This is a genomic window from Marinobacter litoralis (assembly GCF_016427555.1).
GTDB lineage: Bacteria > Pseudomonadota > Gammaproteobacteria > Pseudomonadales > Oleiphilaceae > Marinobacter > Marinobacter litoralis_A.
The window spans coordinates 761,421-786,230 of sequence record NZ_JAELVS010000001.1; the positions used below are offsets into that span (position 1 = coordinate 761,421).

Annotated in this window: 18 protein-coding genes; 10 read left to right on the plus strand and 8 right to left on the minus strand. The window is 56.6% G+C overall.

Going from position 1 to position 24,810, the window contains the following annotated elements:
- Positions 1–8: 8 nt before the first annotated feature.
- Positions 9–2,285, minus strand: coding sequence for an ATP-dependent helicase (locus JAO79_RS03425; RefSeq protein WP_265091628.1), 2,277 nt, complete (start codon positions 2,283–2,285; stop codon positions 9–11).
- A 253-nt stretch (positions 2,286–2,538) separates the two neighbouring features.
- On the opposite strand from JAO79_RS03425, the gene JAO79_RS03430 reads away from it, so the two are divergent.
- Entirely contained in the window at positions 2,539–4,671 is a 2,133-nt protein-coding gene (locus JAO79_RS03430) for a tRNA(Met) cytidine acetyltransferase TmcA (protein WP_199006622.1), read from the plus strand.
- A 67-nt stretch (positions 4,672–4,738) separates the two neighbouring features.
- Positions 4,739–5,320: an ankyrin repeat domain-containing protein gene (locus JAO79_RS03435; protein WP_199005738.1), complete on the plus strand. Its 582-nt coding sequence runs from the start codon at positions 4,739–4,741 to the stop codon at positions 5,318–5,320.
- A 15-nt stretch (positions 5,321–5,335) separates the two neighbouring features.
- Here the strand turns inward: JAO79_RS03435 and JAO79_RS03440 are convergent, their stop codons facing one another.
- Positions 5,336–6,439, minus strand: a complete 1,104-nt coding sequence (locus JAO79_RS03440) for an enoyl-CoA hydratase/isomerase family protein (RefSeq protein ID WP_199005739.1) — start codon at positions 6,437–6,439, stop codon at positions 5,336–5,338.
- Positions 6,440–6,660: 221 nt separating this feature from the next.
- On the opposite strand from JAO79_RS03440, the gene JAO79_RS03445 reads away from it, so the two are divergent.
- Positions 6,661–6,996 carry a c-type cytochrome gene (locus JAO79_RS03445; protein ID WP_199005740.1) on the plus strand — a complete coding sequence of 112 codons (336 nt, stop codon included), beginning with the start codon at positions 6,661–6,663 and terminating at the stop codon, positions 6,994–6,996.
- A 35-nt stretch (positions 6,997–7,031) separates the two neighbouring features.
- Here the strand turns inward: JAO79_RS03445 and ppnN are convergent, their stop codons facing one another.
- Positions 7,032–8,414 (minus strand): nucleotide 5'-monophosphate nucleosidase PpnN, encoded by a 1,383-nt coding sequence (ppnN, locus tag JAO79_RS03450; RefSeq protein ID WP_320158935.1) that lies wholly within the window; start codon positions 8,412–8,414, stop codon positions 7,032–7,034.
- Positions 8,415–8,554: 140 nt separating this feature from the next.
- Here ppnN and thiI point away from each other — a divergent pair, with 140 nt between their 5' ends.
- Entirely contained in the window at positions 8,555–10,009 is a 1,455-nt protein-coding gene (thiI, locus tag JAO79_RS03455; RefSeq protein WP_199005741.1) for a tRNA uracil 4-sulfurtransferase ThiI, read from the plus strand.
- On the opposite strand, the gene JAO79_RS03460 is transcribed toward thiI, so the two are convergent.
- The gene (locus tag JAO79_RS03460) at positions 10,006–11,019 is read right to left on the minus strand and encodes a histone deacetylase family protein (RefSeq protein ID WP_199005742.1); all 1,014 of its coding nucleotides are present in this window, start codon (positions 11,017–11,019) and stop codon (positions 10,006–10,008) included. The two genes, thiI and JAO79_RS03460, sit on opposite strands and share 4 nt — an antisense overlap.
- A gap of 165 nt (positions 11,020–11,184) precedes the next feature.
- Between JAO79_RS03460 and JAO79_RS03465 the strand changes: the two genes are divergently transcribed.
- Both JAO79_RS03465 and uvrD read left to right on the plus strand, forming a co-directional pair.
- Positions 11,185–12,633 (plus strand): NAD-dependent succinate-semialdehyde dehydrogenase, encoded by a 1,449-nt coding sequence (locus JAO79_RS03465; RefSeq protein WP_199005743.1) that lies wholly within the window; start codon positions 11,185–11,187, stop codon positions 12,631–12,633.
- A 241-nt stretch (positions 12,634–12,874) separates the two neighbouring features.
- Positions 12,875–15,040: a DNA helicase II gene (uvrD, locus tag JAO79_RS03470; RefSeq protein ID WP_199005744.1), complete on the plus strand. Its 2,166-nt coding sequence runs from the start codon at positions 12,875–12,877 to the stop codon at positions 15,038–15,040.
- A 186-nt stretch (positions 15,041–15,226) separates the two neighbouring features.
- Here uvrD and JAO79_RS03475 read toward each other — a convergent pair whose 3' ends face one another.
- The 3 genes from JAO79_RS03475 to arsH all read right to left on the minus strand — a co-directional run bounded on the left by JAO79_RS03475 (position 15,227) and on the right by arsH (position 17,953).
- Positions 15,227–16,024: an undecaprenyl-diphosphate phosphatase gene (locus JAO79_RS03475; protein ID WP_199005745.1), complete on the minus strand. Its 798-nt coding sequence runs from the start codon at positions 16,022–16,024 to the stop codon at positions 15,227–15,229.
- A gap of 132 nt (positions 16,025–16,156) precedes the next feature.
- The gene (gene arsB / locus JAO79_RS03480; RefSeq protein ID WP_199005746.1) at positions 16,157–17,227 is read right to left on the minus strand and encodes an ACR3 family arsenite efflux transporter; all 1,071 of its coding nucleotides are present in this window, start codon (positions 17,225–17,227) and stop codon (positions 16,157–16,159) included.
- Positions 17,228–17,236: 9 nt separating this feature from the next.
- The gene (gene arsH / locus JAO79_RS03485; RefSeq protein ID WP_199005747.1) at positions 17,237–17,953 is read right to left on the minus strand and encodes an arsenical resistance protein ArsH; all 717 of its coding nucleotides are present in this window, start codon (positions 17,951–17,953) and stop codon (positions 17,237–17,239) included.
- Between the two features lie 153 nt (positions 17,954–18,106).
- Here arsH and JAO79_RS03490 point away from each other — a divergent pair, with 153 nt between their 5' ends.
- The 4 genes from JAO79_RS03490 to JAO79_RS03505 are packed head-to-tail and all read left to right on the plus strand — an operon-like array spanning position 18,107 to position 21,889.
- The gene (locus tag JAO79_RS03490; RefSeq protein WP_199005748.1) at positions 18,107–18,484 is read left to right on the plus strand and encodes a metalloregulator ArsR/SmtB family transcription factor; all 378 of its coding nucleotides are present in this window, start codon (positions 18,107–18,109) and stop codon (positions 18,482–18,484) included.
- A 37-nt stretch (positions 18,485–18,521) separates the two neighbouring features.
- Positions 18,522–19,526 carry an ArsJ-associated glyceraldehyde-3-phosphate dehydrogenase gene (locus JAO79_RS03495; RefSeq protein ID WP_199005749.1) on the plus strand — a complete coding sequence of 335 codons (1,005 nt, stop codon included), beginning with the start codon at positions 18,522–18,524 and terminating at the stop codon, positions 19,524–19,526.
- Position 19,527: 1 nt separating this feature from the next.
- Positions 19,528–20,739, plus strand: a complete 1,212-nt coding sequence (gene arsJ / locus JAO79_RS03500; protein ID WP_199005750.1) for an organoarsenical effux MFS transporter ArsJ — start codon at positions 19,528–19,530, stop codon at positions 20,737–20,739.
- Positions 20,732–21,889 carry a DUF3524 domain-containing protein gene (locus JAO79_RS03505; protein WP_199005751.1) on the plus strand — a complete coding sequence of 386 codons (1,158 nt, stop codon included), beginning with the start codon at positions 20,732–20,734 and terminating at the stop codon, positions 21,887–21,889. Before arsJ ends, JAO79_RS03505 begins: the two co-directional genes overlap by 8 nt.
- Positions 21,890–21,926: 37 nt before the next feature.
- Here the strand turns inward: JAO79_RS03505 and JAO79_RS03510 are convergent, their stop codons facing one another.
- Positions 21,927–24,809 carry an EAL domain-containing protein gene (locus JAO79_RS03510; RefSeq protein ID WP_199005752.1) on the minus strand — a complete coding sequence of 961 codons (2,883 nt, stop codon included), beginning with the start codon at positions 24,807–24,809 and terminating at the stop codon, positions 21,927–21,929.
- Position 24,810 lies beyond the last annotated feature (1 nt).

Consider the following 24,810-nt stretch of genomic DNA (forward strand, 5'->3'; position numbering starts at 1 on the left):
TAGTGCAGCTACTTACTCGCTGTGAAGTACAAATGAGCGCTCTTCTTACTGAAGTTCAGGGTGTCTGAGTTGTCAAAGCGAACTTCAAACGAGCTTTCGTCCTCACTGACCACTTCGCCGGCGCCGAATACCGTATGGGTAATACGACGGTGATGCCAGACCGGTTCCATTAAATCGGAGTCATTATCGGGCTTGGTGCCTTCGAGTTTCAGGCCTGCGCGGGCTGCATAGCGAACGCTGACGGCGGTTGTGGCGCGGCTCAGAGACAAGGGGGCTGCGGTTGCCACCGGGTGCTCATCAAGGTGCGACCCCAGCTCGTGTGACAACTCATAGCAGAGTTCCGACACGAAGCGGCTGGGCCCTTGGTCACCGTCCAGATGAGGCCGTTGGCTGGCTGGGCGAGTGATCAAGTGCAAGGCTTTGCGGGCGCGGGTCATGCCCACGTACAACAGTCGCCGTTCGCTCTCCAGCAGAGCTTGAGCGTCGTCTTGCGGGCGTGGACTGTAGGGCAGGTACTTTTCTTGTAATCCGGGAATAATCACCACCGGCCATTCTAAGCCTTTTGTGCGGTGAATGGTGGACAGCAGTACGCCGCGGTCGGTGTTTTCACCGGCTTGTTGTTTCAGGGTCTTGAGGTGATCCAGAGCGCCACTGGCGTCGGTGTCCAGGCTCTTCAGATAAGCCCGGAAGCCTTGGATAGTGTCGATACGTTCTTCGGCGCTGTCGTGGGTCAGTGCCAGGCTTCGGATGCCGTCATAAAGGTCGGTGTGCTCGGCGTAAATTCGGATCAGGCCTGCAACCGGGCCCTGGTAGTCGGTTAGCTGAGCCAAAGCTTCGCCGAGCTTCCTTAATTTGCGGGCTGCCATCGGCTGCAGGGCATCGAAATCCATGGCTAGCAAGCGCTCGTGCCAGTTTTCCCCGAAACCCGCGATAAATTGAGCAAGGTTCTCGAGTTCCGGTTCTTTCAGGCCCACGTGGGGGAAACGCAACAGCTGCCGCGCGATGTCCAGTCGGTCCGAATCGGGCAGGTGTTTGATGCGGCCGCTGACCACCATCAACAGTGAGGTGATGGCTTGAACTTCCCGGCTGAACAGGGCGCCTTTGCCGGCATCAATTCGATAGGGAATGTGTCGTGCAAGCAGTTTCAGTTCAATGGGCACGCTCTGGCTCCAGACCCGGAACAGCACGGCAGTCTGGTTGTTTGCTTCCGGGCTTTGGCTCTGCAGAATTTTCAGAACTTCATCGCCATCGTTCTCGGCCCGATGCAATTCGGCACGGGTCGGCGGGGTTGAGGGATGAGAATGGCAAAGCACGTCTTTTCGGCCGGTGTTGTGGCAGATCAGGTGGTTGGCGAGCAGAGCAACCTGATGGCCGTAACGGAATGTGAAACTCAGGGTTTGTTCGAGCGGGCTTTCGAATTCGTCGCTGAACCGGCGCAAAATGAATTCCGGTTTGGCACCGCGGAATTCGTAGATGGTCTGGTCTGGGTCCCCCACCACGGTGACTCTGGCCCGGTCGCCTGCCACGTAGCGCAGCAACAGGTGTTGGATTTCGTTGGTGTCCTGGTATTCGTCTACCAGAATCAGGTCCATTTTGTTGCCCACCAGTCGTTGCAGTGGCGGGTTCTGGTGGATGGCCATAACCGGCTCGTAGATCATGTCGGCGTAGCTGATTCGGCCCTGGCTTTTGCGCCATTGTTCGAAGCTGTGGAAAAGATCGATGAGGTATTTGTGCTTGTCTGAGTACCCCAGTTCTTCGAAGACGATTTCGGCGGGTGACAAGCAGGTTTTGACCAGATCGATGAAGCCGGTGGCGGTTTCGACATAGTCTTTTTTGTTGCGGCGGATTTCGTCGGCCAGGTCTTCCGGAGCCAGTCTTCGGGTGAGCATCCAGGCCTGGTAGCCGATTTCTTGTTCGGTCAGGATTTTGTCCGAAAAGTTCGGCAGGTAGCCTTCCCGCACGAAGCGTTTGTAGAGCCGATAGCCCATGGCGTGGTAGGTGCGGATTTCAGGTGGGGCCAAGCCGGATTGGTCGCAGACTTGTTGGAGTTTGCGTTCGAAATCGACCCGGGCGCTGCGGTTGAACATGAGTACCAGCATGCGGTTGGGGTCGTGGCCCTGTGCCAGCAGATAGCGGATGCGCCAGGCGAGGGTGGAGGTTTTTCCGCTGCCAGCGACGGCGGTGATCACCGAGTGTTCGTAACCGGCGGTGATGATGTCCCGCTGTTCGTCGGTGAGGTAGTCCGGGAGGAAGCTGGTGTCGGGTGTTTGGGGATTGGTTGGCATGGTGGGTATTGTACTTGGCAACTGGCGGTGGGGGTAGTTGGGCTCCATAATGGTTGCCTTTACGTTCATTTCTCGTGCTATGGGCCCGTACCTTGTCGAGGAACGCCTTCCAAAACACGCTCCTTCGGCACGTCCTTGTGACGCTTGGGCTCCGCCATCCATGGCTGCGCACAGTTTTGGAAGGCGTTCCCCGACAAGCTACTACTTGGGGCCGGCCTTGAGCTTCGTATTCTCTTGGAGTCTGTTTTTGACGATGACATCTGTTACTAAAAGGGGCTGGCAAGCGCTTGCCGACAGCCTGCGTGTTGCTGGTGAACGCCGTTTGGTGCTGGTGGAAGGTGAACCGGAGTGGTGTCGCTCATGGGTGTCTGGTTGTCTGGAAACGCTGGAAGCTTCTCTGGCGCTATGGGTCGGTCGCGCCGAAGATGCGGAGTTGGCGGGTGTGACCGGTATTGCTTCGAAGCAGTTCAAGCGCTGGCTGGGGCGGGAAACGTCCGTTTTGGTTTGGGACGGTTGGCAGGGGAATCCGCCGGATGGGTTGGCGGCGTTATCAGGCACCTTGCAGGCGGGTGGTGTGTTGTTTTGGTTGATGCCGCCCTTGCAGAGTTGGGCCACGTTTAACGATCCCGATTATGTGCGTACGGGGCTCGATCAGGCAGAGCGCCATGCCTTTGCGGCGCGGATGGCTGGTGTGTTGGCGGCGGATTCGGATGTGATCCGGGTTCGGCAGGGGCGTGAGGACTCTTTGATTTTGCCGGTGGTGGAGTCTGGTTCGTTGGTGTTTGAGCCCGCGACTACGGCAGAGCAGGCGCAGTTGGTTTCGCAGCTGGTGCGGTTTGGTTTGGGGCGTCGGCGTCGGCCATTGGTGGTGACGGCGGATCGGGGGCGCGGGAAGTCGGCGGCGCTGGGTATGGCGGCGGCGGAGTTGTTGCTGGCAGGGCGGCAGCGGGTGTTGGTGACTTCGCCTTCGGTGGACAATCTGGCGAGTTTTTTCCGGCATGCGGCCGAGACGCTGGGTGAGCGGCTGGCAGAGCGTCGTGATGATGCGTTGGTGATGGAAGGCGGGTCTTCTATTCGGTATCTGGCGGTGCAGGATTTGTTGGCAGAGAAACCCGATGCCGAGGTGGTGATGGTAGACGAAGCCGCCGGCGTGCCAGCGCATTGGTTGCGGGAGGTTCTTCTTGGGTGGCCGCGGGTAGCGTTTGCCAGCACGGTGCACGGTTACGAAGGTACGGGCCGGGGTTTTGCTATTCGGTTTCGCCAGGTTCTGGATCGGGAAACGCCACATTGGCGGTCAATCAGCCTGAACCAGCCGGTTCGGTGGGCGGCGGGCGATCCATTGGAACGATTGGTTTCGGAGTTGTTCCTGCTGTCGGCCGAAAGCCTGAAACCGGCAAGCCCGGCGGCAGGCGATGTGGTGATTGAGCGTTGGCACCCGGCCAAGGCGGGCGAGCAGGAACTCTCGGAAGCCTTCGGGTTATTGGTGGACGCCCATTACCGGACGACCCCGGTGGATCTTCGCCAGTGGCTGGATGATCCGGGTGTGCAAAGTTGGCGCGCGGTGGTGAACGGTGCAACAGTGGGGGTGCTTTGGGCCTCGGTGGAGGGTGGTTTGGCGCCGGAACTGGCGGAGCAGGTGGCGCAGGGGGTGCGCAGGCCGAGGGGCCACATGTTGGCGCAGTCGCTGGCAACTCACGGAGGTTTTCCCGAGGCGGCGATACAGCGCACGCTTCGGGTGGTTCGGGTAGCGGTGTCGCAAGAGTGCCGTCAGTTGGGCATCGGCAAACAATTGGTGACTGCGGCTGCACAGGCGTGCGCGGAGCAAGGGTTGGATGGACTAGGCACCAGTTTTGGCGGTGAGCCCGGTTTGCTGGCGTTCTGGCGGGCGTGCGGTTTGCGTGTGGTGCGTTTGGGATTGCGGCAGGAAACCAGTACCGGGGAGTTCCCGGTGCAGATGTTGTGCGGGTTATCGGATTCGGGAAAACAGCTGGCTCAGGGCCTGCGTGAACGGTTTGCAAAACACTGGCCGGTGCTGATACCCCGGCATTGGGCCGGATTGGCGCCAGAGCTGGTAGCTGCAGTAGGTGCTGATCTGCCTGCCTGCGCTCGGCTGGATGCCGGAGATCGCCGCGAGCTGGTGAACTTTTCCGAAGGATTCAGGGGTTTTGATTTAACCTTGCCGGTGTTGCGGCAGGTAGAGCGCTGCCCCGGTGTGACAGCGTGGCTGGCGGTTCGGCCTGAGCTGATCGTGTGGTGCCGGGCGGTCAGTCAGGGTTGGACCTGGGACGAGATTCGGCTCTCCGGCATGTGTGCGGGTCAGAAAGACGGTGAGATGCAACTGCGCAACCTGGTGCGCGAACTTCTGAAAAATGGCCCGGAGTTGTGATCGGTTCGATTTAATTGCCATAGGTTGCCGCCCAAAATAGCTGAACGTTTATCAGGGATTCAAAACGATGGTCATGGACGCAGGCAAGTTGAAGTACCTCTTGGGTTTGGCCTTAGTGTTGCTGGTTGGCTGCAGCTCGATGGAAATGGAGCCGGAAACGGCAACGAGCGAGCATTCTGATGCCTTGATGCACGCGGTGGTAGCTAACGAAGACCGCGAGGTGCTTGATCTGCTGACCCAAGGCGTTGATCCCGATCCGAAAACAGCCGAGGGCGAGACTGCGCTGATGCTGGCTTCGGCCAACGGAAACCGGCGCATTGTCCGGCTTTTGCTGGCGGCCGGCGCAGATGTGAACGGTGAGGATTCGGCCGGCTATACCGCCGTTATCCATGCTTCGGAGAGTGGCCATTTATCGGTGGTACGGGCGCTGCTGGCGGCGGGCGCGAATGTGAACGTCAGCCAGAACGGGGAGTCACTGTTGATGAAAGTGGTTGGCAGTGGGGATCTTCTCACCGCCGAGATGCTGTTGGCCGCGGGAGCCGATGTCAATTATCGAAGCGATGACGGCCGCACGGCGTTGGATCTTGCCCGCGCTCGCAACAACCGCGATCTGGAAATGCTGTTGGTGCATGCGGGTGCCACTCGGTAACACCCGCTCATGTCGTTACTCCAGCCCCATGGGGTCGGTTTGATCGTCCCACTCGGGGTGGAAGTGTTGCTCCACCACATTCGAAGGCACGTCCGCGACTGACGCATAACTCCACTTTGGCGATTGATCCTTATCGACCATCAGGGCACGAATGCCTTCGGCCAGGTCAGGCCTGCGGACACATTCCAGCGCCATGGCCAGTTCCATCCGGAACACGTCTTTAAGCGACATTTGCTGCCCCCTCTGCAGTTGATGCCAGACTAGCCAAGCAGTAACCGGAGAGCCGTCGCGCAGGGATTGTATGCAGTTGTGCCACCATGGGTCGTCACTTTCGCTGCCAAGCAGTTGTTCAACCACGGTTGGCAGTTCTGTGCCTGCGGTGAGTTTGGCAATGCGCTGTTCGTGTTGTTCCAGGTGGCCCGGTGGTAGTGCTCGATAATCCACGGCTTCCACTTGGTTTAGCAGCCGGAACAGACGGTTGTCGTCGGCTGCGGGCTCGCCTCGCCAATATTCCTCTTGCAGCTTTTGCAGCAATAGCTCGATGTGATCCGATTCGATAATCATGTCCGCGAGGCCCACGCGTAGTGAATCGGCAGCGTTCAGGCGGGCACCGGTCAGCCCCATGAACAGACCAAGCCGGCCGGGCAGACGGTTCAGGAACCAACTGGCGCCGACATCCGGAAACAGGCCAATGCTGATTTCGGGCATGGCCAGGGTCGCATCGGGTGTGACCAAGCGATAGCGGCAGCCGGACATCAGCCCCATGCCTCCACCCATTACAATGCCTTGGACCAAACCGATCACAGGTTTCGGGAAGCGGTGCAAACTGTAGTTCAGGCGATATTCCCGGGTAAAAAACCGTTCGGCGGCTTCGCTGCTGCCCTCGGACTGAATGTCTTCGTAGAGGGCGCGGATGTTGCCCCCGGCGCAGAAGGCGCGGTCACCACTGCCTCGCAGGACGACCAAACAAATGCGGCTGTCTTCGGCCCACCGATCAAGTGCGTCCTGTGCCTGAACGACCATTTCTTCGGTCAAGGCATTGAGCGTTTTCGGCGAATTCAGGGTTAGCAAGCCGATGCGGCCTTCACGGCAAGCGAGTTCCTGGACCTCTACTGGCATGAGCTATGTCTCCGGTGATCGGGTGATTCTTCGAATGGGCATTTTTGTGATTTATTTTGTCAGTTGCTTCGTACCGTCTGGGGTAAGGCAACATTATGAGGGTATCAATGTCCTTGATCTATCACATTTGTCCGCGGCAATGGCTGTGTTATAAGTAAAACCTGTATTTGGATCGGTGATTGGCCGACTATAAAACCTAAAATGATGAGAGGGTGACCCCTATGAAAATGAAATCCTTGGCAGTTGCTGGATTATTCGCGCTTGGTGCCATTGCGCCAGCGGCCTCTATGGCGGCTGGAGATGCGGCGGCCGGCAAGGCGAAAGCTGCGGTATGTGCTGCGTGTCACGGCCAGAACGGCATCTCCCAGATTCCAATCTATCCGAATCTGGCTGGCCAGAAAGAACAGTATCTGGTATCTGCCCTTAAGGCCTACAAAGCCGGTCAGCGTCAAGGTGGTCAGGCCCCGGTTATGCAAGGTCAGGCCGCTGCCCTGAGCGATGCTGACATTGCCAACCTGGCCGCCTACTTCGCCAGCCTGCCGGCCGGCGGTAAGTAAGCGCCAAGCCAGCAAGTGAATGTCGGTGGTGCGGCTCAGGCCGCGCCGCTGACAATTCGGTAGCAGGGTTTGTAGGCCGATGAACTGGGCAGCTTCATTCGGTTTTGCTCGATAAACTGCGCCAGCATTTCTTCTAACGGCTCGATCAGCGCCGGGTCCCCTGAAATCTCGAACGGCCCTTTCTCCTGAATTTTCCGAATACCGCTTTCCTTCACGTTGCCCGCAACGATTCCGCTGAACGCTTTGCGCAAATTGGCGGCGACCATGTGCGGCGGTTGATCACGGTGGAGCTCTAACGCCCGCATGTTGTCGTGATCAGGCTCGAACGGCAGCTGGAACACCGGGTCAATTTTCAGCATCCAGTTAAAGTAGTAGGCATCCTGCATGGCGCGCCGGAACGTCTCTACGTCTCTCATGCCTTGGCTCATGGTCTGCGCCACCCGCACAGGGTCATCAATGATGATGTCGTATTTGCTGGCGGCTTCATCGCCCAGTGCATCGCGGATAAAACGATCGATCATCTCGAAATATTCGGCGTTTTCCTTAAGGCCGGTGAACACCACCGGGAATGGCAGGTCGGCATTATCCGGGTGCAGCAGTATGCCCAGCAAATACAGAATTTCTTCTGCTGTACCGACACCACCGGGGAAAACGATCACACCATGACCGGCGCGCACAAACGCTTCCAGACGTTTCTCGATATCCGGCATGATCACCAGTTCATTGACGATCGGGTTCGGGGCTTCGGCACCGATAATGCCCGGTTCGGTGATGCCGATGTAGCGGCCGTGTTTGATGCGCTGCTTGGCGTGGCCGATGGTGGCGCCCTTCATTGGGCCTTTCATGGCACCCGGACCGCAGCCGGTGCAGATGCTCAGCCCGCGCAGACCCAGCTGGTGCCCGACTTCTTTGCTGTATTGGTATTCGTTGTGGCTGATGGAGTGCCCGCCCCAGCAAACCACAATGTCGGGCTGACGGCCCGCTTCCAGTACCCGGGCGTTGCGCAGGATGTGAAACACCAGATTGGTGAGGTCTTCCGGATTATCCTTGCGAAAGCCTTCCACAAAGTTGGGCAGAGAGTGGCTGTATACAATGTCTCGCAGTACGGAAAACAGGTGCTCCCGGTTGGCGCGCAGCATTTCGCCGTCTACAAAGGCGTGGGCCGGTGCGTTGACCAGTTCCAGCTTCAGGCCTCGGGGCTGGGGTACAAGATGCACGTCGAAATCCGCGTGGGTTTCCATTAACTCTTTGCAGTCGTCCGTTTCCACGCCGGTATTCAGAACCGCCAGCGCGCATTGACGGAATAATCGATACAGTCCTCCTTCGCTCTTATCCTTGAGCCTGTTGACCTCGTGACTGGATAGAATCTCGAGGCTGCCTTCGGGTGAAACCAGTGCATTCATGGTGGATTCTGTCATCGTTTGGAGAGCTCCTGAGTGTTTCGGCTATGACGGATTTTGATCATAACGGTCTAAAGGTTACACTAAGCCCTTTCCCGCTAATTCGCTACCCGACGTTTCTCCAACCAACGTCTCTATCTATTTGAAGTCCTTATCTTATGAAATTGCTGATTCGCCCTGCCTCTGAAGTCGCCATCAAGAGTAAACCCGTTCGTAAGCAGCAAATGCGGCATTTGCGGCAGAACATCCGGAAAATCCTGTCACGGTTGGATTCGGACATTCGGGTGGATGGCAGCTGGGACCGCATTGATGTGGATGTGCCGGAGGAGCGGGGCCTGGCCGGGCCGGTGATTGACGAGTTGGTGCGCATCCCGGGTATTTCCACCATTCAGGAAATCGGCGTGTTTCCGTTTGTTGATATTGAGGATGTGGGCACCAAAGCCATTGCAGCGTTTGCTGACCGGCTTGATGGTAAAACCTTTGTTGTGCGTGCCCGGCGAATCGGCAACCACGAATTCCGGTCCATTGATCTGGAACGCACCGTGGGCGGTATGCTGCTGCAGACTACCAACGCTCGCGGTGTTGATTTGAAGAATCCGCAGGTGGAAGTGCGCATCGAGGTCAAAAACGACCAGTTCCACATTGCCCATCGTCGCCATGAAGGCGCAGGCGGATACCCAATCGGCGCCGTGGAAACCGTCATGACGTTGATCTCCGGTGGCTATGACTCCTCGGTTGCGGCGTATCTGATGATGCGTCGGGGCATGCGCAGCCACTTCCTGTTTTTCAATCTGGGAGGAGCGGCTCACGAGGTAGGCGTTCGACAGGTCAGTCATTACCTGTGGGACCGGTACGCGTCTTCACACAACGTGAAGTTTATTTCGGTACCGTTTGAAGGCGTGGTAGCCGAAATCATGCGCAGCGTGAACCATCGCCACTGGGGTGTGGTGCTTAAGCGGATGATGCTGAAAGCCGCGGCCGAGATTGGCCAGTATTACAACGTGGGTGGCCTGGTGATGGGGGATGCCGTGGCCCAGGTGTCGAGCCAGACCCTGACCAACCTGAATGTGGTGGATCGCGCCAGTGATGAAGTGGTGCTGCGCCCGCTGATTGCCATGGACAAGCAAGACATCATTCAGATTGCCAAAGACATTGGCACCGAGCCCTTTGCCCGTACTATGCCGGAATATTGCGGTGTGATTTCCAGCAAGCCGGTGACCCGGGCCAAGCTGCACCGGGTTGAGGAAGAAGAAGAGAAAATGAACCCGGAGGTTCTGGCCAAGGCCATTGAGGACCGTACCGATGTGATGGTCAACGAGCTGCTCGACAGCGTGGTAACACCGGAAGAAGTCGAGCTGGTGGAAACACCGTCGGTGGGTGATGTGATTATCGATATCCGCCATCCATCCGAGGAAGAACGGGCTCCGCTGACGTTGACCAGCAACGACGTATTGAAGATTCCGTTCTACGAAATCAACCAGAAGCTGGCAGACCTGCCAGCCGATAGCCAGTACCTGCTGTACTGCGACCGAGGCACCATGAGCCGCATGCACGCCGGCCACCTGAAGGCCGACGGGCACGCCAATGTGAAGGTTTACACGCCGGCGCGCTAGCCGGTCAGCCCCCTCATGAACTGCTGGACATTCTCGCGGAGCGTGTCCAGATCATAGCCTCCTTCCTGAATCACCAGTGTCGGCAGCCCCAGCTGACGTATGTGGGTGCTGAGGCGGCAAAACCCTTCGCTGGTAACCGACACTTTCGCCTGCGGATCGTCTTTGTAGATATCGAAACCCAGCGTCAGAATCAGCACGTCCGGTTGGTACAGCCGGATAGCGGCCAGAGCGTCCTGTAGCTTGGCAAAGAAGTCATCTTCGCTCGAGCCATGGGGCATGGGTAGGTTGATGTTGTAACCCAGCCCATCCCCTTCGCCCCGCTCGTCTTCAAAGCCCGTTACCACCGGGTAGAAGTTGGTGGGGTCGCCGTGGATGGATATGTACAGCACGTCGCTGCGGTCGTAGAAAATCTCCTGAATACCCTGGCCGTGATGCATATCGGTATCCAGTATCACTGTGCGTGGAAAACGGCTTTTCAGGTGTTCGGCGGCAATGGCGGCGTTGTTCAGGTAACAGAAGCCACCGGCGGCATCTTTACGGGCGTGGTGTCCAGGTGGCCGGCACACCGCATAAGCAGACCGCTCGCCGCCCATGATTGCATCGGCAGCGCCGAGCGCGGTTTGCGCCGACCAGTAGGCGGCTTTCCAGGTGTTTTCGCCAATCGGGCAGCTGCCATCCGCAAGATAGCGGGCGGCTTCCGCCAAAACACCGCGCAGGGCATTGGGTGAGCGCACGAAGATATTCGAGATGACTTCGTCGCCCCAGTCATCCATTTCCTTCCAGCGGCGGTGGGCGGATTCAAGGAATCTCAGATAACCAAGATCATGCACCCGGGAAATGGGCGCTGTGCCTTGGTCAGCCGGTTGCAGCACCGGGACACCCAGCTCTTTCAAACCCTCCAGCATTTGTACGGTTCGATCCGGCACCTCCTGAGGCTGGCGCATTTGCCCCCGTGTGAAATACGTTTTAGGGATGTGCAGATCCTGCGAGGGATGGAAGAATGCTTTCATATCCGGCCTCCTTGGTTAACTCCTTCGAGTATAGGCACGAACTGTGTTGGGTCAAAAACACGCGGGCACTTTACAGGGTGGCAGTCAGCTACCACTATGAAGGGCAGGTACGAACAAGCCGTTATGCCCCTTATGGGGGGAATGCGTGATCGAAAAGGAGCCGAGATGATTGAGTCAGCATTGCTGCAAAATGTTAAGGGCTATATTGGCGGACGTTGGGTAGAAAATGACGGAGGCAACACCTTTGAAGTGTTTAATCCGGCGACTCGAGAGTGTATTGCCAAGGTGCCTTCGATGCCGGAAAGCGATGTGTTGGCCGCGGTAGAGGCGGGGAAATCTGCGCTGAGATTATCGAACCCATGGCCCATTGAAACCCGCAGAAAGTGGTTGGAAGGCATTCGGGATGCATTGAAAGAACATAAAGCCGAAATTGGCCGAATTCTGTGCATGGAACACGGCAAACCCTTGGCCGAAGCTCAGGGAGAAGTGGAGTACGCCGCAGGCTTTTTCGACTACTGTGCCAAGCACATCGAAGCACTGGACCCGCATACCATTCCGGAAAAGCCCAAAGACTGCACCTGGACCGTTCATTACCGGCCGGTGGGTGTGGTGGGGCTGATTGTGCCCTGGAACTTTCCGATCGGCATGATCGCGAAAAAACTGTCGGCGGCGCTGGCTGCAGGCTGTCCCTCGGTGATCAAACCCGCCAGTGAAACGCCGCTGACGATGGTGGCGCTGTTTACGCTGGTGGACAAGCTCGACCTGCCCGAGGGCATGGTTAACTTGGTCATGGGTAAAGCTAGCGTGATCGGCAAGGTGTTGTGTGAGCACCAGGACGTGCCGATGATCAGCTTTACTGGCTCCACCGAGGTTGGCCGGAAGCTGGTTCTGGATACGGCCGAGCAGGTGAAAAAACTGGCCCTGGAATTGGGCGGTAACGCGCCGTTTATTATCTTCGACGATGCCGATCTGGATGCTGCGGCGGATAACCTGATCGCCAATAAGTTCCGGGGCGGCGGCCAAACCTGTGTGTGCGCCAACCGGGTGTTTATCCACGAGGACGTGGCCGAAACCTTTGGCGAAAAACTGGCGGAGCGAATCGGCCGCATGACCGTCGGTGACGGCATGAAAGACGGCGTCGACATTGGCCCGCTGGTGAATCAGGCTGGCTTCGACAAAGTAAAGCGTCATCTTGAAGATGCCTTGAACAAAGGTGCGACTCTGGTCGCAGGTAAACAGCCCGGGGAACTGGGCGATGGCCTGTTCTTCCCGCCAACGGCGGTGATGGGCGTTACCCGAGACATGTGTTGCTACCGGGAAGAAACCTTCGGCCCATTGGTGCCCATGGCGTTGTTCCGCACGGAAGAGGAAGTGGTTGAAGCGGGCAACGACACCGAATTTGGATTGGCTTCTTATGTGTTCACAGCAGATGCCGAACGGGCCCAACGTGTGGCGGCGGGACTCCGTTTTGGTCATGTGGGTTGGAACACCGGCACCGGGCCGACACCGGAAGCGCCGTTTGGGGGTATGAAAGCTTCTGGCATTGGTCGTGAAGGCGGCTTGGAAGGTTTGTTTGAGTTTGTTGAAGCGCAGACGGTTCCCAGAGGTTTTTAAGACGGCCGTATCCTAACGTTAAACAGCGCACGGGCGGGTCAAGCTTTTTAGGACTATTGAGGGCCAGGGACGGCCCGAAATAAGCCCCATGGATGGCTCGTAGCGTGTCCTGAAAAGCTTGACCCGCCCGTGGGCGTCCGCACCTGAGTCTGAGCCGGACCCTAAGGCTCCACAGAAATCCCCGTTATCTCCTGTTATACTTTCAAACCTGTTTATTTAACCAGTAGAAAAGCTAGGTGCTATGGACGTTTCCCACATCATTGACCCCCTGAACGATGCCCAACGCGAGGCTGTTACAGCTCAGAACGACCACCTGTTGGTGCTGGCCGGTGCAGGCAGTGGCAAAACTCGGGTGCTGGTTCACCGGATGGCGTGGTTGATGACCGTAGACCGAGTGCCGCCTACGGGCATTCTGGCGGTGACCTTTACCAACAAAGCCGCCAAGGAAATGCGCTCCCGCATTGAGCAGATGATGAACATCCCCGCTCGCGGCCTGTGGTTCGGCACCTTCCACGGTATTGCTCACCGTTTGTTGCGCTCCCACTGGAAAGATGCCGGCCTGCCGGAAAACTTTCAGGTACTGGACAGCGACGACCAGCTGCGTTTGATCAAGCGGGTGATGCGGGAGTTCCAGATCGATGAAAGCCAGTGGCCCCCCAAACAGGCCCAGTGGTTCATCAACAGCCAGAAAGACGAAGGGTTGCGGGCGGATCACATTCAGGAAAATCCGGGCGACCACTTCACCAACACCATGCTGAAGATCTACCGCCAGTACGAAAAACTGTGCCAGCAGGGCGGTTTGGTGGATTTTGGTGAATTGCTGCTGCGCTCCCACGAGCTCTGGTTGCACCGGCCGGAATTGCTGGCCCATTACCAGGACCGGTTCCAGCACATTCTGGTGGACGAGTTTCAGGACACCAACACCATCCAATACGCCTGGCTGCAGGTGCTGGCCAGCAACCGCGTGCCACTGACCGTGGTGGGTGATGATGACCAGTCAATTTATGGCTGGCGTGGCGCCAAGATCGAGAACATTCAGCAGTACCAGCGGGATTTTCCTAACGCTCGCATGGTGCGGCTGGAGCAGAATTACCGTTCGACACAGATGATCTTGAAGGCCGCCAACTCGGTGATTGCCAACAACCAGGGCCGGTTGGGCAAAGAGCTGTGGACCGATGGCCCCGATGGCGATCCCATCAGCTTGTACGCGGCGTTTAACGAGCAAGACGAAGCCAATTACATTGCCGATTCCATCACCGACTGGGTGAATCAGGGCAATTTGCGCAGCGAGGCCGCGATTCTTTATCGCTCGAATGCCCAGTCCCGGGTGCTGGAAGAATCGTTGATGCGCCAGGGCATCCCGTATCGGGTGTACGGCGGTTTGCGCTTTTACGACCGCCAGGAAATTCGCAACGCACTGGCGTACCTGCGCTTGGTTCAGTACCACCGGGACGACGCGGCGTTTGAGCGGGTGGTGAACATCCCGACCCGCGGCATTGGCGCCAAGAGTCTTGCCGAGATTCGCGCTTACGCCACGGAGCAGGGCATTTCGTTGTGGGAAGCCTCCGAGCGCCTGCTGGCGGCGGGTCAGGTGAAAGGCCGAGCCCGAACCGGTTTGCAGTCGTTCCTCGATATCATTAATGGCTTGTCTGAAATGACCGGCGATGCCTCGCTTCAGGGTTTGATGAAGCAGGCGATTGAGGTCAGTGGTTTGAAGGATTACCACGCCAGCGAAAAAGGCGAGAAGGGTCAGGCCCGGGTGGAAAACCTGGAAGAGCTGGTTAATGCCTTGTCGGATTATGAAGTGGAAGACGGAGTCGATCCGCTTGCAGAGTTTCTGGCTCAGGCGGCGCTGGATGCTGGTGAGTCGCAAGCGGCGGACCACGAAGACAGTGTGCAGCTGATGACCCTTCACTCGGCTAAGGGGCTTGAGTTCCCGATGGTGTTTCTGGCCGGTGTTGAGGAAGGTTTGTTCCCTCACAGCATGTCGCTGGAAGAGCCGGGGCGTATGGAAGAAGAGCGCCGGTTGGCCTATGTGGGGATTACGCGGGCCATGAAGAAGCTGGTACTCACTTACGCGGAATCCCGCCGTTTGTATGGGCAGGAGAAGTTTCATGCGTTGTCGCGGTTTGTGCGTGAGATTCCGGCGGATTGCCTGCAGGAAGTCCGGTTACGGAATACGGTGACGCGTCCGGCTATGGTGGGGCGGCCTAATGAGAGTATGTTTGCTCAGGATTCTGCTGCCCAGTCTGGCTTCAGTTTGGGGCAGCGGGTGCGGCATCCGAAGTTTGGCGAGGGTATTGTGATGAACTCTGAGGGTACTGGGCATCACACTCGGGTTCAGGTGAACTTCGATGAAGGTGCTAAGTGGCTGGTGTTGGCTTATGCCCCGTTGGAGGCCTGTTAGCTTTGGGTTAGTTGGGTGGTATGTGCGGGGTTGGGGGTGTCCTTCCAAAAACCGCTCCTTCGGCACGTCCATGTGGCGCTTCTGCTCCGCCATCCATGGCTGCGCACATTTTTGGAAGGACACCCCCAATACCTGCCACTCCCAAACCTAGAAACCCCGAAGATCAGAGCTCCCAAGCCAAAACAATCACATCAAAACCGCGTAAATAACCCCAGCCAAGGCAATCCGGTAGATTACATAAGGCCACATACCCACGTTGTTAAGCCATTTCAGGAAGAAGTGGATCGCGGTAATGGCCATCAGGAACGATGTGACCCCGCCAATCAGAAAACCACCCCAATCGACGATCACATCAGAAGTTGCTACTTCGAGTAACTTCACGGCAGATGCCAGCACAATGATGGGAATAGCCAGCAGAAACGAGAAGCGGGAGGCGGTTTCGCGGCTCATGCCCAGGAACAGGCCGGCGGTGATGGTTACGCCCGAGCGGGAGGTGCCTGGCACCAAAGCCATGGCTTGGGCGATACCCACCAGAACGGCGTCTTTCCAGTTCAGGGAATCCAGTGTGCGCTGACGTTTGGGCAGCCAGTCCGCGACCCCCAGCAGCAGGCCGAAGATCAGGGTGGTGAAGAAGATGACTTCCACCGCTCTCAGTTCGTTATCGATCATGTCCAGCAACGCCAAACCGGCCAAACCGGCAGGAATGGTGCCAATGACCAGATACCAGGCGAGGGCGCCTTGGCCGACAATTTTGCGTTGGGCAACGGAGAGTAAGCCGTCTCTGGCGATGCCAAAGACATCGCGACGGAAGTATAAAACCACCGCCAACAGTGTGCCGATGTGAACGGACAGGTCGAATCCTACGCCCTGATCGTCCCAGTCGAAAAACGCGGGGGTCAGGATCAAATGGGCAGAGCTGGAAATGGGCAGAAATTCAGTCAGTCCCTGGAGAAGGCCAAGGAAAAGGGCCTGAAAAAAATCCATGGTATCGGTTCCGTTCGTGTCAGCGTTGGCTGTTCATGGTGATAGAAAGGTGGGCGGGATATTAGCAGGGTGTGGGGGCGGATAACAGGTAGCCTCGGCTCGCACATCGCCGGGAGCCGAGGCTGTTCGGGGCTACTTGGGGAAGTGGTCTCGTGTGGTGTTGGCGATTCTCACCAGTGCCAGCATGAGCGGGACTTCCACCAGCACGCCCACCACTGTTGCCAACGCAGCACCGGACTGTAGGCCGAACAAAGCGATGGCCGCCGCTACCGCCAGTTCAAAGAAGTTGCTGGCACCAATCATTGCGCCCGGTGCGGCAATACAGTGGCGCACTTTCCACAATCGGGCCCAGCCGTAGGCGAGAAAAAAGATGAACACGGTCTGGATGATCAGCGGCACGGCAATCAGGGCAATGTGCAGCGGGTTTTCCAGGATGACCTCGCCCTGAAAGGCAAACAACAGCACCAGCGTGATAATCAATGCCGCCGGCGTGACGGGGCCAAGGCGTTTCAGGAATACGTCGTCGTACCACTGCGAACCATGGCGGGCGATGAGAACGCGGCGAGTCAGGTATCCGGCGGTGAGGGGGATGACGATGTACAGTACAACCGACAGGATCACCGTATCCCAGGGCACCTGAATGTCGGAAATCCCCAGCAGGAGCACCACAATGGGCGCGAAAGCGAACAGCATGATGATGTCGTTCAGAGAAACCTGAACCAGCGTGTAGGCCGCGTCCCCTTTGGTCAGGTAACTCCAGACAAATACCATGGCGGTGCAGGGAGCCGCACCCAGCAAAATCGCACCGGCCAGGTATTCGCTGGCCAGGTCCGGTGCAATAAAGGGCTTGAACACTACCATCAGGAAAAACCAGGCAATGGCGAACATGGTGAAGGGCTTGACCAGCCAGTTCACGACGGTGGTGATCGCCAGGCCCTTGGGTTCTTTGCGCACACCAACCACGGCGCTGAAATCAATCTGCGCCATCATCGGGAAGATCATCGCCCAAATCAGAATAGCGATGGGGATGGAAACCTGAGCGTACTCGAAACGGGACAGGGCTTCCGGTACAGACGGCGCAAGTTGCCCCAACGCTACACCGGCGACGATGGCCAGTGCGACCCAGACCGACAGGTACCGGCCGAATAGATCCATTCCTTCCGAGCTCGTTTCATTCGCCGTGGCTTCGATGTTGTTGGTCATGGTGGGGCCTTAAATAGAGCGTTGGTTAACACGTTTTGATAGCTCGGCGGCACTTTCCTTGCGTTCGGAGTAGCGGTCGGTGAGGTAATCGCTGCGGTCGCGCACCAGCAGCGTGAACTTCACCAGCTCCTCCATCACATCCACCACCCGGTCGTAGTAGGGTGAAGGCTTCATGCGGTTGTTGTCATCGAACTCCATAAAGGCCTTGGGCACCGAGGACTGATTCGGGATGGTTACCATGCGCATCCATCGGCCCAATACCCGCAACTGATTGACCACGTTGAAGGATTGGGAGCCGCCACAGACCTGCATCACGGCAAGCGTTTTACCTTGAGTCGGGCGAACTGCGCCCATGGACAGCGGGATCCAGTCGATTTGCGTTTTCATGATGCCCGTCATGGCGCCGTGGCGTTCCGGTGAGCACCAGACCATGCCTTCCGACCATTCGGCCAACTCCCTCAATTCCTGCACTTTTGGATGTGAAGCATCTTCAGCATCCGCCAGTGGCAGGCCGTGAGGATTATATATGCGGGTTTCAGCGCCCATTGCCTCCAATAGACGAGCCGCCTCTTCTACGACCAAGCGGCTGAATGAGCGTTCACGCAGCGAGCCGTAGAGTAGAAGAATGCGTGGTGCGTGCTCGCAAGGTGCGTTGGCGAAGAGCTGTTCTTTGGTGGGTGCCTGGAACAGATCTCGGTCGATGTTGGGCAGGTTGGTTGGCGTCATAAGGCAGCTAGAAAATCCCGAAAGTTCGATAAGCGAAAGCGTGGCTCGGTGTCTTTACTTTGCCACACGTCACTCCTAATATTACCTAAAGCATATATATGGATAATCGAATATTCAATGGCGTGGAACGTTTGTCCGATGGAAACAAAAAGCATGGCGCCTTTACCTGAAGCTGATCAACGAGCGGCCGAGCTTAGTCCGGTCAGCTTGTTCCGAGCGTTAAGCGATGAGCTGAGGTTGACCTCTCTGCTGCTGATTCGGCGTGAGAAAGAGCTATGCGTCTGTGAGCTGACGGAGGCCTTTGAAGTGTCCCAGCCGAAGGTCAGTCGTCATTTGGCGATATTGCGAGATTCCGGGCTGGTGGCAACTGAGCGGCGGGGCCAGTGGGTCTATTATTCTATTAACCCTGGTTTGCCCACGTGGGCTCTGCGAGTTCTCGATGAGACAGCTGCGCACAATGAGGCGTTGATTCACACACCGCTGGCAAAGCTTGGGGCATTGGCTGAGCGTTCAGAGCCTAGCTGCACCTGAAGATTGATCGAATGGCCATTCATAAAAGGAGACTGCCATGAGCAAGATTAAGGTAGGTATTAACGGGTTCGGCCGCATTGGCCGGTTGGCATTGCGGGCTGCTTGGGAGTGGCCAGATCTGGAGTTTGTGGCCATCAACGATCCCGGTGCCGATGCGCAAACGTTGGCTCATCTATTGAATTTCGACAGTGTTCACGGGCGCTGGAGACATGAAGCCGAAGTGAGCGGTAACGAGCTGGTGATTGAAGGGCAGCGTATTGCCGTTTCGCACAACCGGACTATCGGCGATACTGACTGGTCTGGCTGTGACCTGGTGATTGAGGCCAGCGGTGTGAACAAAACCGTTGCGGTCTTGCAGGCCTACCTGGATCGGGGCGTGAAGCGAGTGGTGGTCACGGCACCGGTGAAAGAAAAGGGTGCTAAAAACATTGTGCTGGGCGTGAACGAAGATATCTTCGATCCGGCCGTTGATCGAATCGTGACCGCGGCTTCGTGCACCACGAATTGCCTGGCGCCGGTGGTGAAGGTGATTCACGAGAAACTGGGCATCAAGCACGGTTCGCTGACCACCATTCACAGTCTGACCAACACTCAGACGATTATTGATGCGCCCCACAAAGACCTGCGCCGGGCCCGTGCCTGTGGCAGTTCGCTGATTCCCACCAGCACCGGCTCGGCCACAGCCATTATCGAAATTTTCCCGGAACTGAAAGGGCGGCTGGATGGCCACGCGGTGCGCGTTCCGCTCACCAATGCTTCGCTGACTGACTGTGTGTTTGAAGTGGAAGCGCCGACTGATCGCGACACGGTTAACCGGTTGCTGAAAGAGGCCGCCGAAGGCGAGTTGAAAGACATTTTGGGCTATGAAGAGCGTCCTCTGGTGTCGATCGATTTCAAAACCGATCCGCGTTCCTCCATCGTCGATGCCTTATCCACTCTGGTGGTCAACGGCACCCATGTGAAAATTTACGCCTGGTACGACAACGAATGGGGCTATGCCAATCGCACCGTAGAACTGGCGCGCAAGGTGGGTCTGGCCTGATATGACTGCCTCCATCCGCCAGTACCTCGTGATTACCGGTAATTACTGGGCGTTTACCCTGACCGATGGCGCGCTGCGCATGCTGGTGGTGCTGCATTTTCATCAGTTGGGGTATTCGCCGCTGGCCATTGCCCTGTTGTTCATTTTTTATGAGTTTTTCGGGGTGGTAACCAATCTGGTGGGGGGCTATCTCGGTGCCCGGCTTGGCCTGAACCGCACCATGAATATCGGGCTGTTTCTACAGATTGTTGCTCTGGTGATGCTGGCGGTGCCAGCCGCCATGTTGACCGTGCCTTGGGTGATGGCGGCGCAGGCTCTGTCCGGTATTGCCAAAGATCTCAATAAAATGTCGGCCAAGAGCGGTATCAAAATGTTGGTGCCGGACGACCAGCAAGGCCAGCTGTATAAGTGGGTGGCCATTCTCACCGGCTCCAAGAACACTCTGAAAGGCGTGGGTTTCTTCCTGGGTGGTGTGCTGCTGATGTCAGCTGGCTTCACCGGAGCCGTGGTGCTGATGGCTGTGGTACTCGGGCTGGTGTGGTTGGCCAGCCTGTTTTTGCTCAAACAGGAGTTGGGTAAGAGCACAGCAAAACCCAAATTCCGCGAAATCCTGTCCAAAAGCAAAGCGATTAACGTGCTCTCGGCAGCGCGGATGTTTTTGTTTGGCGCTCGGGATGTCTGGTTTGTGGTGGCGCTGCCGGTGTATATGGCGACCGTATTCGGCTGGGATCACTGGAAGGTGGGCGGATTTATGGCCAGCTGGATCATTGGTTACGGCTTTGTTCAGACCCTTGCGCCCCGAATAACCGGCCATACCGATGGTAAATCCGGCGCGGTGCTGTGGGCGGCCCTGCTGGCGGTGATTCCGGCGTTGATTGCCGGCGCTTTGATGGCCGGGTGGTCGGCGCAATTGGTGGTCATCGGGGGATTGTTGTTGTTCGGCGTGTTGTTTGCCATCAATTCATCCCTGCACAGCTATCTGATTGTGAGTTATGCCCGGGGCGACGGCGTTTCTTTGGATGTGGGGTTTTATTACATGTCCAACGCCGCTGGCCGATTGCTGGGCACGGTGTTGTCCGGCTGGGTGTATCAGGCTTACGGGCTGGAAGCCTGTTTGTGGATATCTTCTGCTTTGGTGGCCGTTGCGGCCCTGCTGTCGGTTTGGTTACCCGAACGAACGGCTCACCGGGCGGTGGAGCAAGGAAGTGCGTGATTCCAAACCCCGCATTTTGCTCCTGTCCGCCTACGATGCCGCCAGCCACAAACGCTGGCGGGAGCAGTTGATTGAGTTGTTGCCGGATTACCACTGGCAAAGCCTGACCTTGCCGCCGCGCTTTTTTCAGTGGCGAATTCGCGGCAATGCCCTGAGCTGGCTCGACGAGCCCTGTTTGCAAGAGCACTGGGACTTGGTGGTTGCCACGTCCATGGTAGACCTTGCAACCTTGCGGGGCCTTCACCCGCGATTGGCAGGTACGCCGTGCCTGTTTTATATGCACGAGAACCAGTTCGCTTTCCCGCTCAGCCAACAACAGCAGAATCGCGTGGAACCCCAGATGGTGAATCTGTACAGCGCGGTGGCGGCGGATCGTGTGGTGTTCAACAGTGCGTGGAATCGGGACAGTTTTTTAGCGGGTGCCCAAGCCTTGCTGAATAAACTGCCGGATGCCGTGCCAGACGGGATTATCGAACGTATCCGGTGCAAATCCGACGTGATCCCCGTTCCGATCGAAGACCGCTTGTTTACCGACGGTTCTCGCGCCACAAATCGAGTCGATCGGCATTTGCTTTGGAACCATCGTCGGGAAGGTGGTCCAATTCTGATCGTGTGGGCTGCACGATGGGAGTATGACAAAGCTCCGGATCGGCTGTTAGCTATAATGCGAGAGCTCGAAAGGCGCGAGACCGACTATAGAGTTTGTATTCTGGGAGAGAGGTTCAGAAACGCGCCTGTGGAATTCGAGGCCATTCGCAAAGAGTTTCATCATCGGCTCGAAAAGTTCGGCTATGCTGATACCAGAGAGGAGTACTATCAGTGGTTGCAGCGGGCCGACATTGTGTTATCGACGGCTATCCATGAGTTTCAAGGCCTAGCGGTTCTTGAGGCCGTGGCCAAGGGGTGCATCCCGATTCTGCCCGACCGACAAGTTTACCCGGAGTTATTCGGCAGACATTATGTCTATATGGATTGTGGAGAAGATATTGAGGCTGAAGCTATCGAAGCCGCAAATCTTATCGAATTGCAGGAAAGAAAACTTCAAGACGGAACCGCACGGGTGCCGTCCGTCGAAGGTTTTCGAGGAGAATTACTAAAACAAAAATACGAAGGAGTGATCGAGCGGATGACGGCCTTCTACGATAGCTAATCAAGCATCGTTGTGTCTCAGCTCGCCAAGAGAACACTCATTTAAAAATCGCACCGTGATATAGAAAAGCTCTCTTTATATGATCCCTAATTTGTTGATCGTCCCAAGGTTTCGTCAAGAATTTGTAGATCGCCCCTTCATTAATTGCGTCTGTGACAGATCTTAAATCGGTATAGCCGGAAAGCACGATGCGCACTGTATTGGGGTAGATGTCTTTCACTTGACTCAGGAACTCCGTTCCGGACATTTCTGGCATTCGCTGGTCTGAGACAATAACCTGAACGTTGTTGGCGGCAAGCATTTCGAAGGCTTCTTGAACACTGGTGGTAGACAGAATTCGATAGCCGTCCCTGCGGAGTATCCGGGTCATTGCCCTCAAAATGTTGGCCTCGTCATCCAAGAGGAGTAGCGTAGGTTTATCAGATTCGTCATTCTCGCCCTGAAAACTTCTGTTCTGGCGTGCAAGGAAAGCGGAGAGTTCTTCGAACGGCATGGGCCGTGCAAACAGGTAGCCTTGCAACAGGTCGCAACTGTGTTTGCGCAAAAAGGCCGCGTGGGCTTCCGTCTCGACGCCCTCGGCGACCACCTCAAGGGACAGGCTGCGCGCCATTATCAATATACCCTGCGTGATAGCGGCATCGTTTCGGTTACTGATCACTTCTTTTACAAAAGACCGGTCAATTTTGATTTTGGTTGCGGGCAAAACTTTCAGATAACTCAGACTCGAAAACCCGGTGCCAAAATCGTCAATGGCGATACCCAGACCCATCTTGCGAAGTTGATGAAGGCGTTCAACGACCTGATCTGTGTCGCGAAGCACAGCCGACTCCACAATCTCGAGCTCTAACAACATCGGCGAAAGGCCTGTTTGCTGGAGGATCTGTTTCACCATCTCTACAAATCCTGGCTGCCGCAGCTGGAGCGGAGAAACGTTAACCGATATTTTGTGCTCTCGGTATCCCATACCCTGAAGACGCACGGCATCTTTGCACGCCTGCCGAAGAACCCACTCACCCAGCCTGATTATTTGTCCGGTGTCTTCCGCCAATGGCATAAATTGGATCGGCGGCATCAGACCTCTTGCGGAATGGCGCCAGCGTATCAGTGCCTCTGATCCACGGATATTCCCTGTGCGCCCATCAATAATCGGCTGATAGAACAGCTCCAGCCCATTACCCGCGTGATCAAGAGACTTTTGCAATTCGTTGCGGAGCTCAACCCGTTCATTTGCCTCTTCGTTAAGATCAGATGCGTACCAGTGATAGGTATTTCGCCCTGCCTGTTTTGCACGATACATTGCAAGGTCTGCCTGTTGCACCAGCGACATCGGGTCATGAATCTCACCATCATCCAGTGCAATACCAACACTGGCCGTTAGATGAAGTTGATGCGACTCAATCTCGTAGGGTTCGGCAATAGCGCTGAGCAACTCCTCAACGACACCGATCACATCATTACCGTGGGCCAGATCCGGCAAAACGACAATAAACTCGTCACCGCTGCTGCGCGCGACGGTATCACCACTGCGAACCCCAGCCTCTATTCGAGTAGCGACCTGCATCAACAGTTGGTCACCTACCTGGTGGCCAAGGGAGTCGTTGATTGGCTTAAACCCATCCAGATCAAAAAAGAGTACACCAACCTTGCGGCCATATCGGGCCGCCACCTGACAGGCCTGAGTCAACCGGTCCTGGAGCAAAGTACGATTGGGCAGGCCGGTGAGCACGTCGTGGCTGGCATTGTAGGCAAGTTTGCTTTCGGCTGTTTTTTGCTGTGAGATGTCGTTCTGGATACCGACAAAATGTGTCAGGGTACCGTCGCTATCGCAAATGGGAGCTATGTATAGGTCATTCCAGAAAGGGGTGCCGTCTTTGCGATAATTTCGCAGAACTTCAGAAACGGGTTGTGTTGCACGCAACGCCTCACGTATGTTGATCAGCGCATCAGCATTAACCTGATCACTTCCCACGTTGTTGCTCTGCTGGAGAAACCGGCAGTTGCGCCCGATACTCTCCTCGGACCGATAACCCGTAATACGCTCAAAGGCCGTATTTACAAATACGAGTGGCATGTCTGGCTGACGAGCGTCCGCGATCAAAATGCCATTAAAACTGGACTCGATGGCCTGTTTCATCAAGCGTAACTCGCGGCTTTTTTCAACCCGGTCGGTAACGTCCACCACCATGATCAGCTCAAGTTCACGACTACCCACTACAACCGGTTGGCGCTGCACCTCCACATAAAGCTCAGCACCCTCTCGACAGCGGTGAACCTCCAGCGAACCAGATGTCGAAGTAAGAAGCCCCTCCACGCGGGTCAACGAACTGGCATATGTTTCCTGATCCGCGATGAGTTGATCTAAGCGGGGAGGTGGCGCTTTTACATCCGAGATACCGTAGAGATTTCGTGCCGCTTCGTTCAGGGATACCAGCTCTCCCGATTCTGGTTCAACTAGCATCATGGCGGCCGGATTATGATCAAACATCACCCGGTGGCGGGCCTCGCTCTGTTCCAGCTTGGCGGTCGCCACAGATCGGTAAATGGCATAGCGGATACTTCTCATCATGGAAGCGGCATCGACCATTCCCTTAACCAGGTAATCTGCAGCGCCGATTTCTACCGCACGGGCGTCAAGGTCCGAGTCGCCTTGGCCGGTGAGCAGAATCATCGGTGTATTGATCGCTTCATTTCGGGCCTGCCGAATCAACTCGACACCCAACTCGGGGCCAAGGCGATAATCGACGAGGGCGATATCATGGCGATGCTCCCGCAGAGCCTCCAACCCCTCTGGTGCGTTATCAACCCAGTCAAGCTCTACGGGCAAAGTGCTGCCTTCCTCTAATAAATCGCGCGTGATCAGAACGTCGTCTTCATCGTCCTCGATCAGAAGAATGCGTAGGCTGCTTGGAGTGTCGGTCATA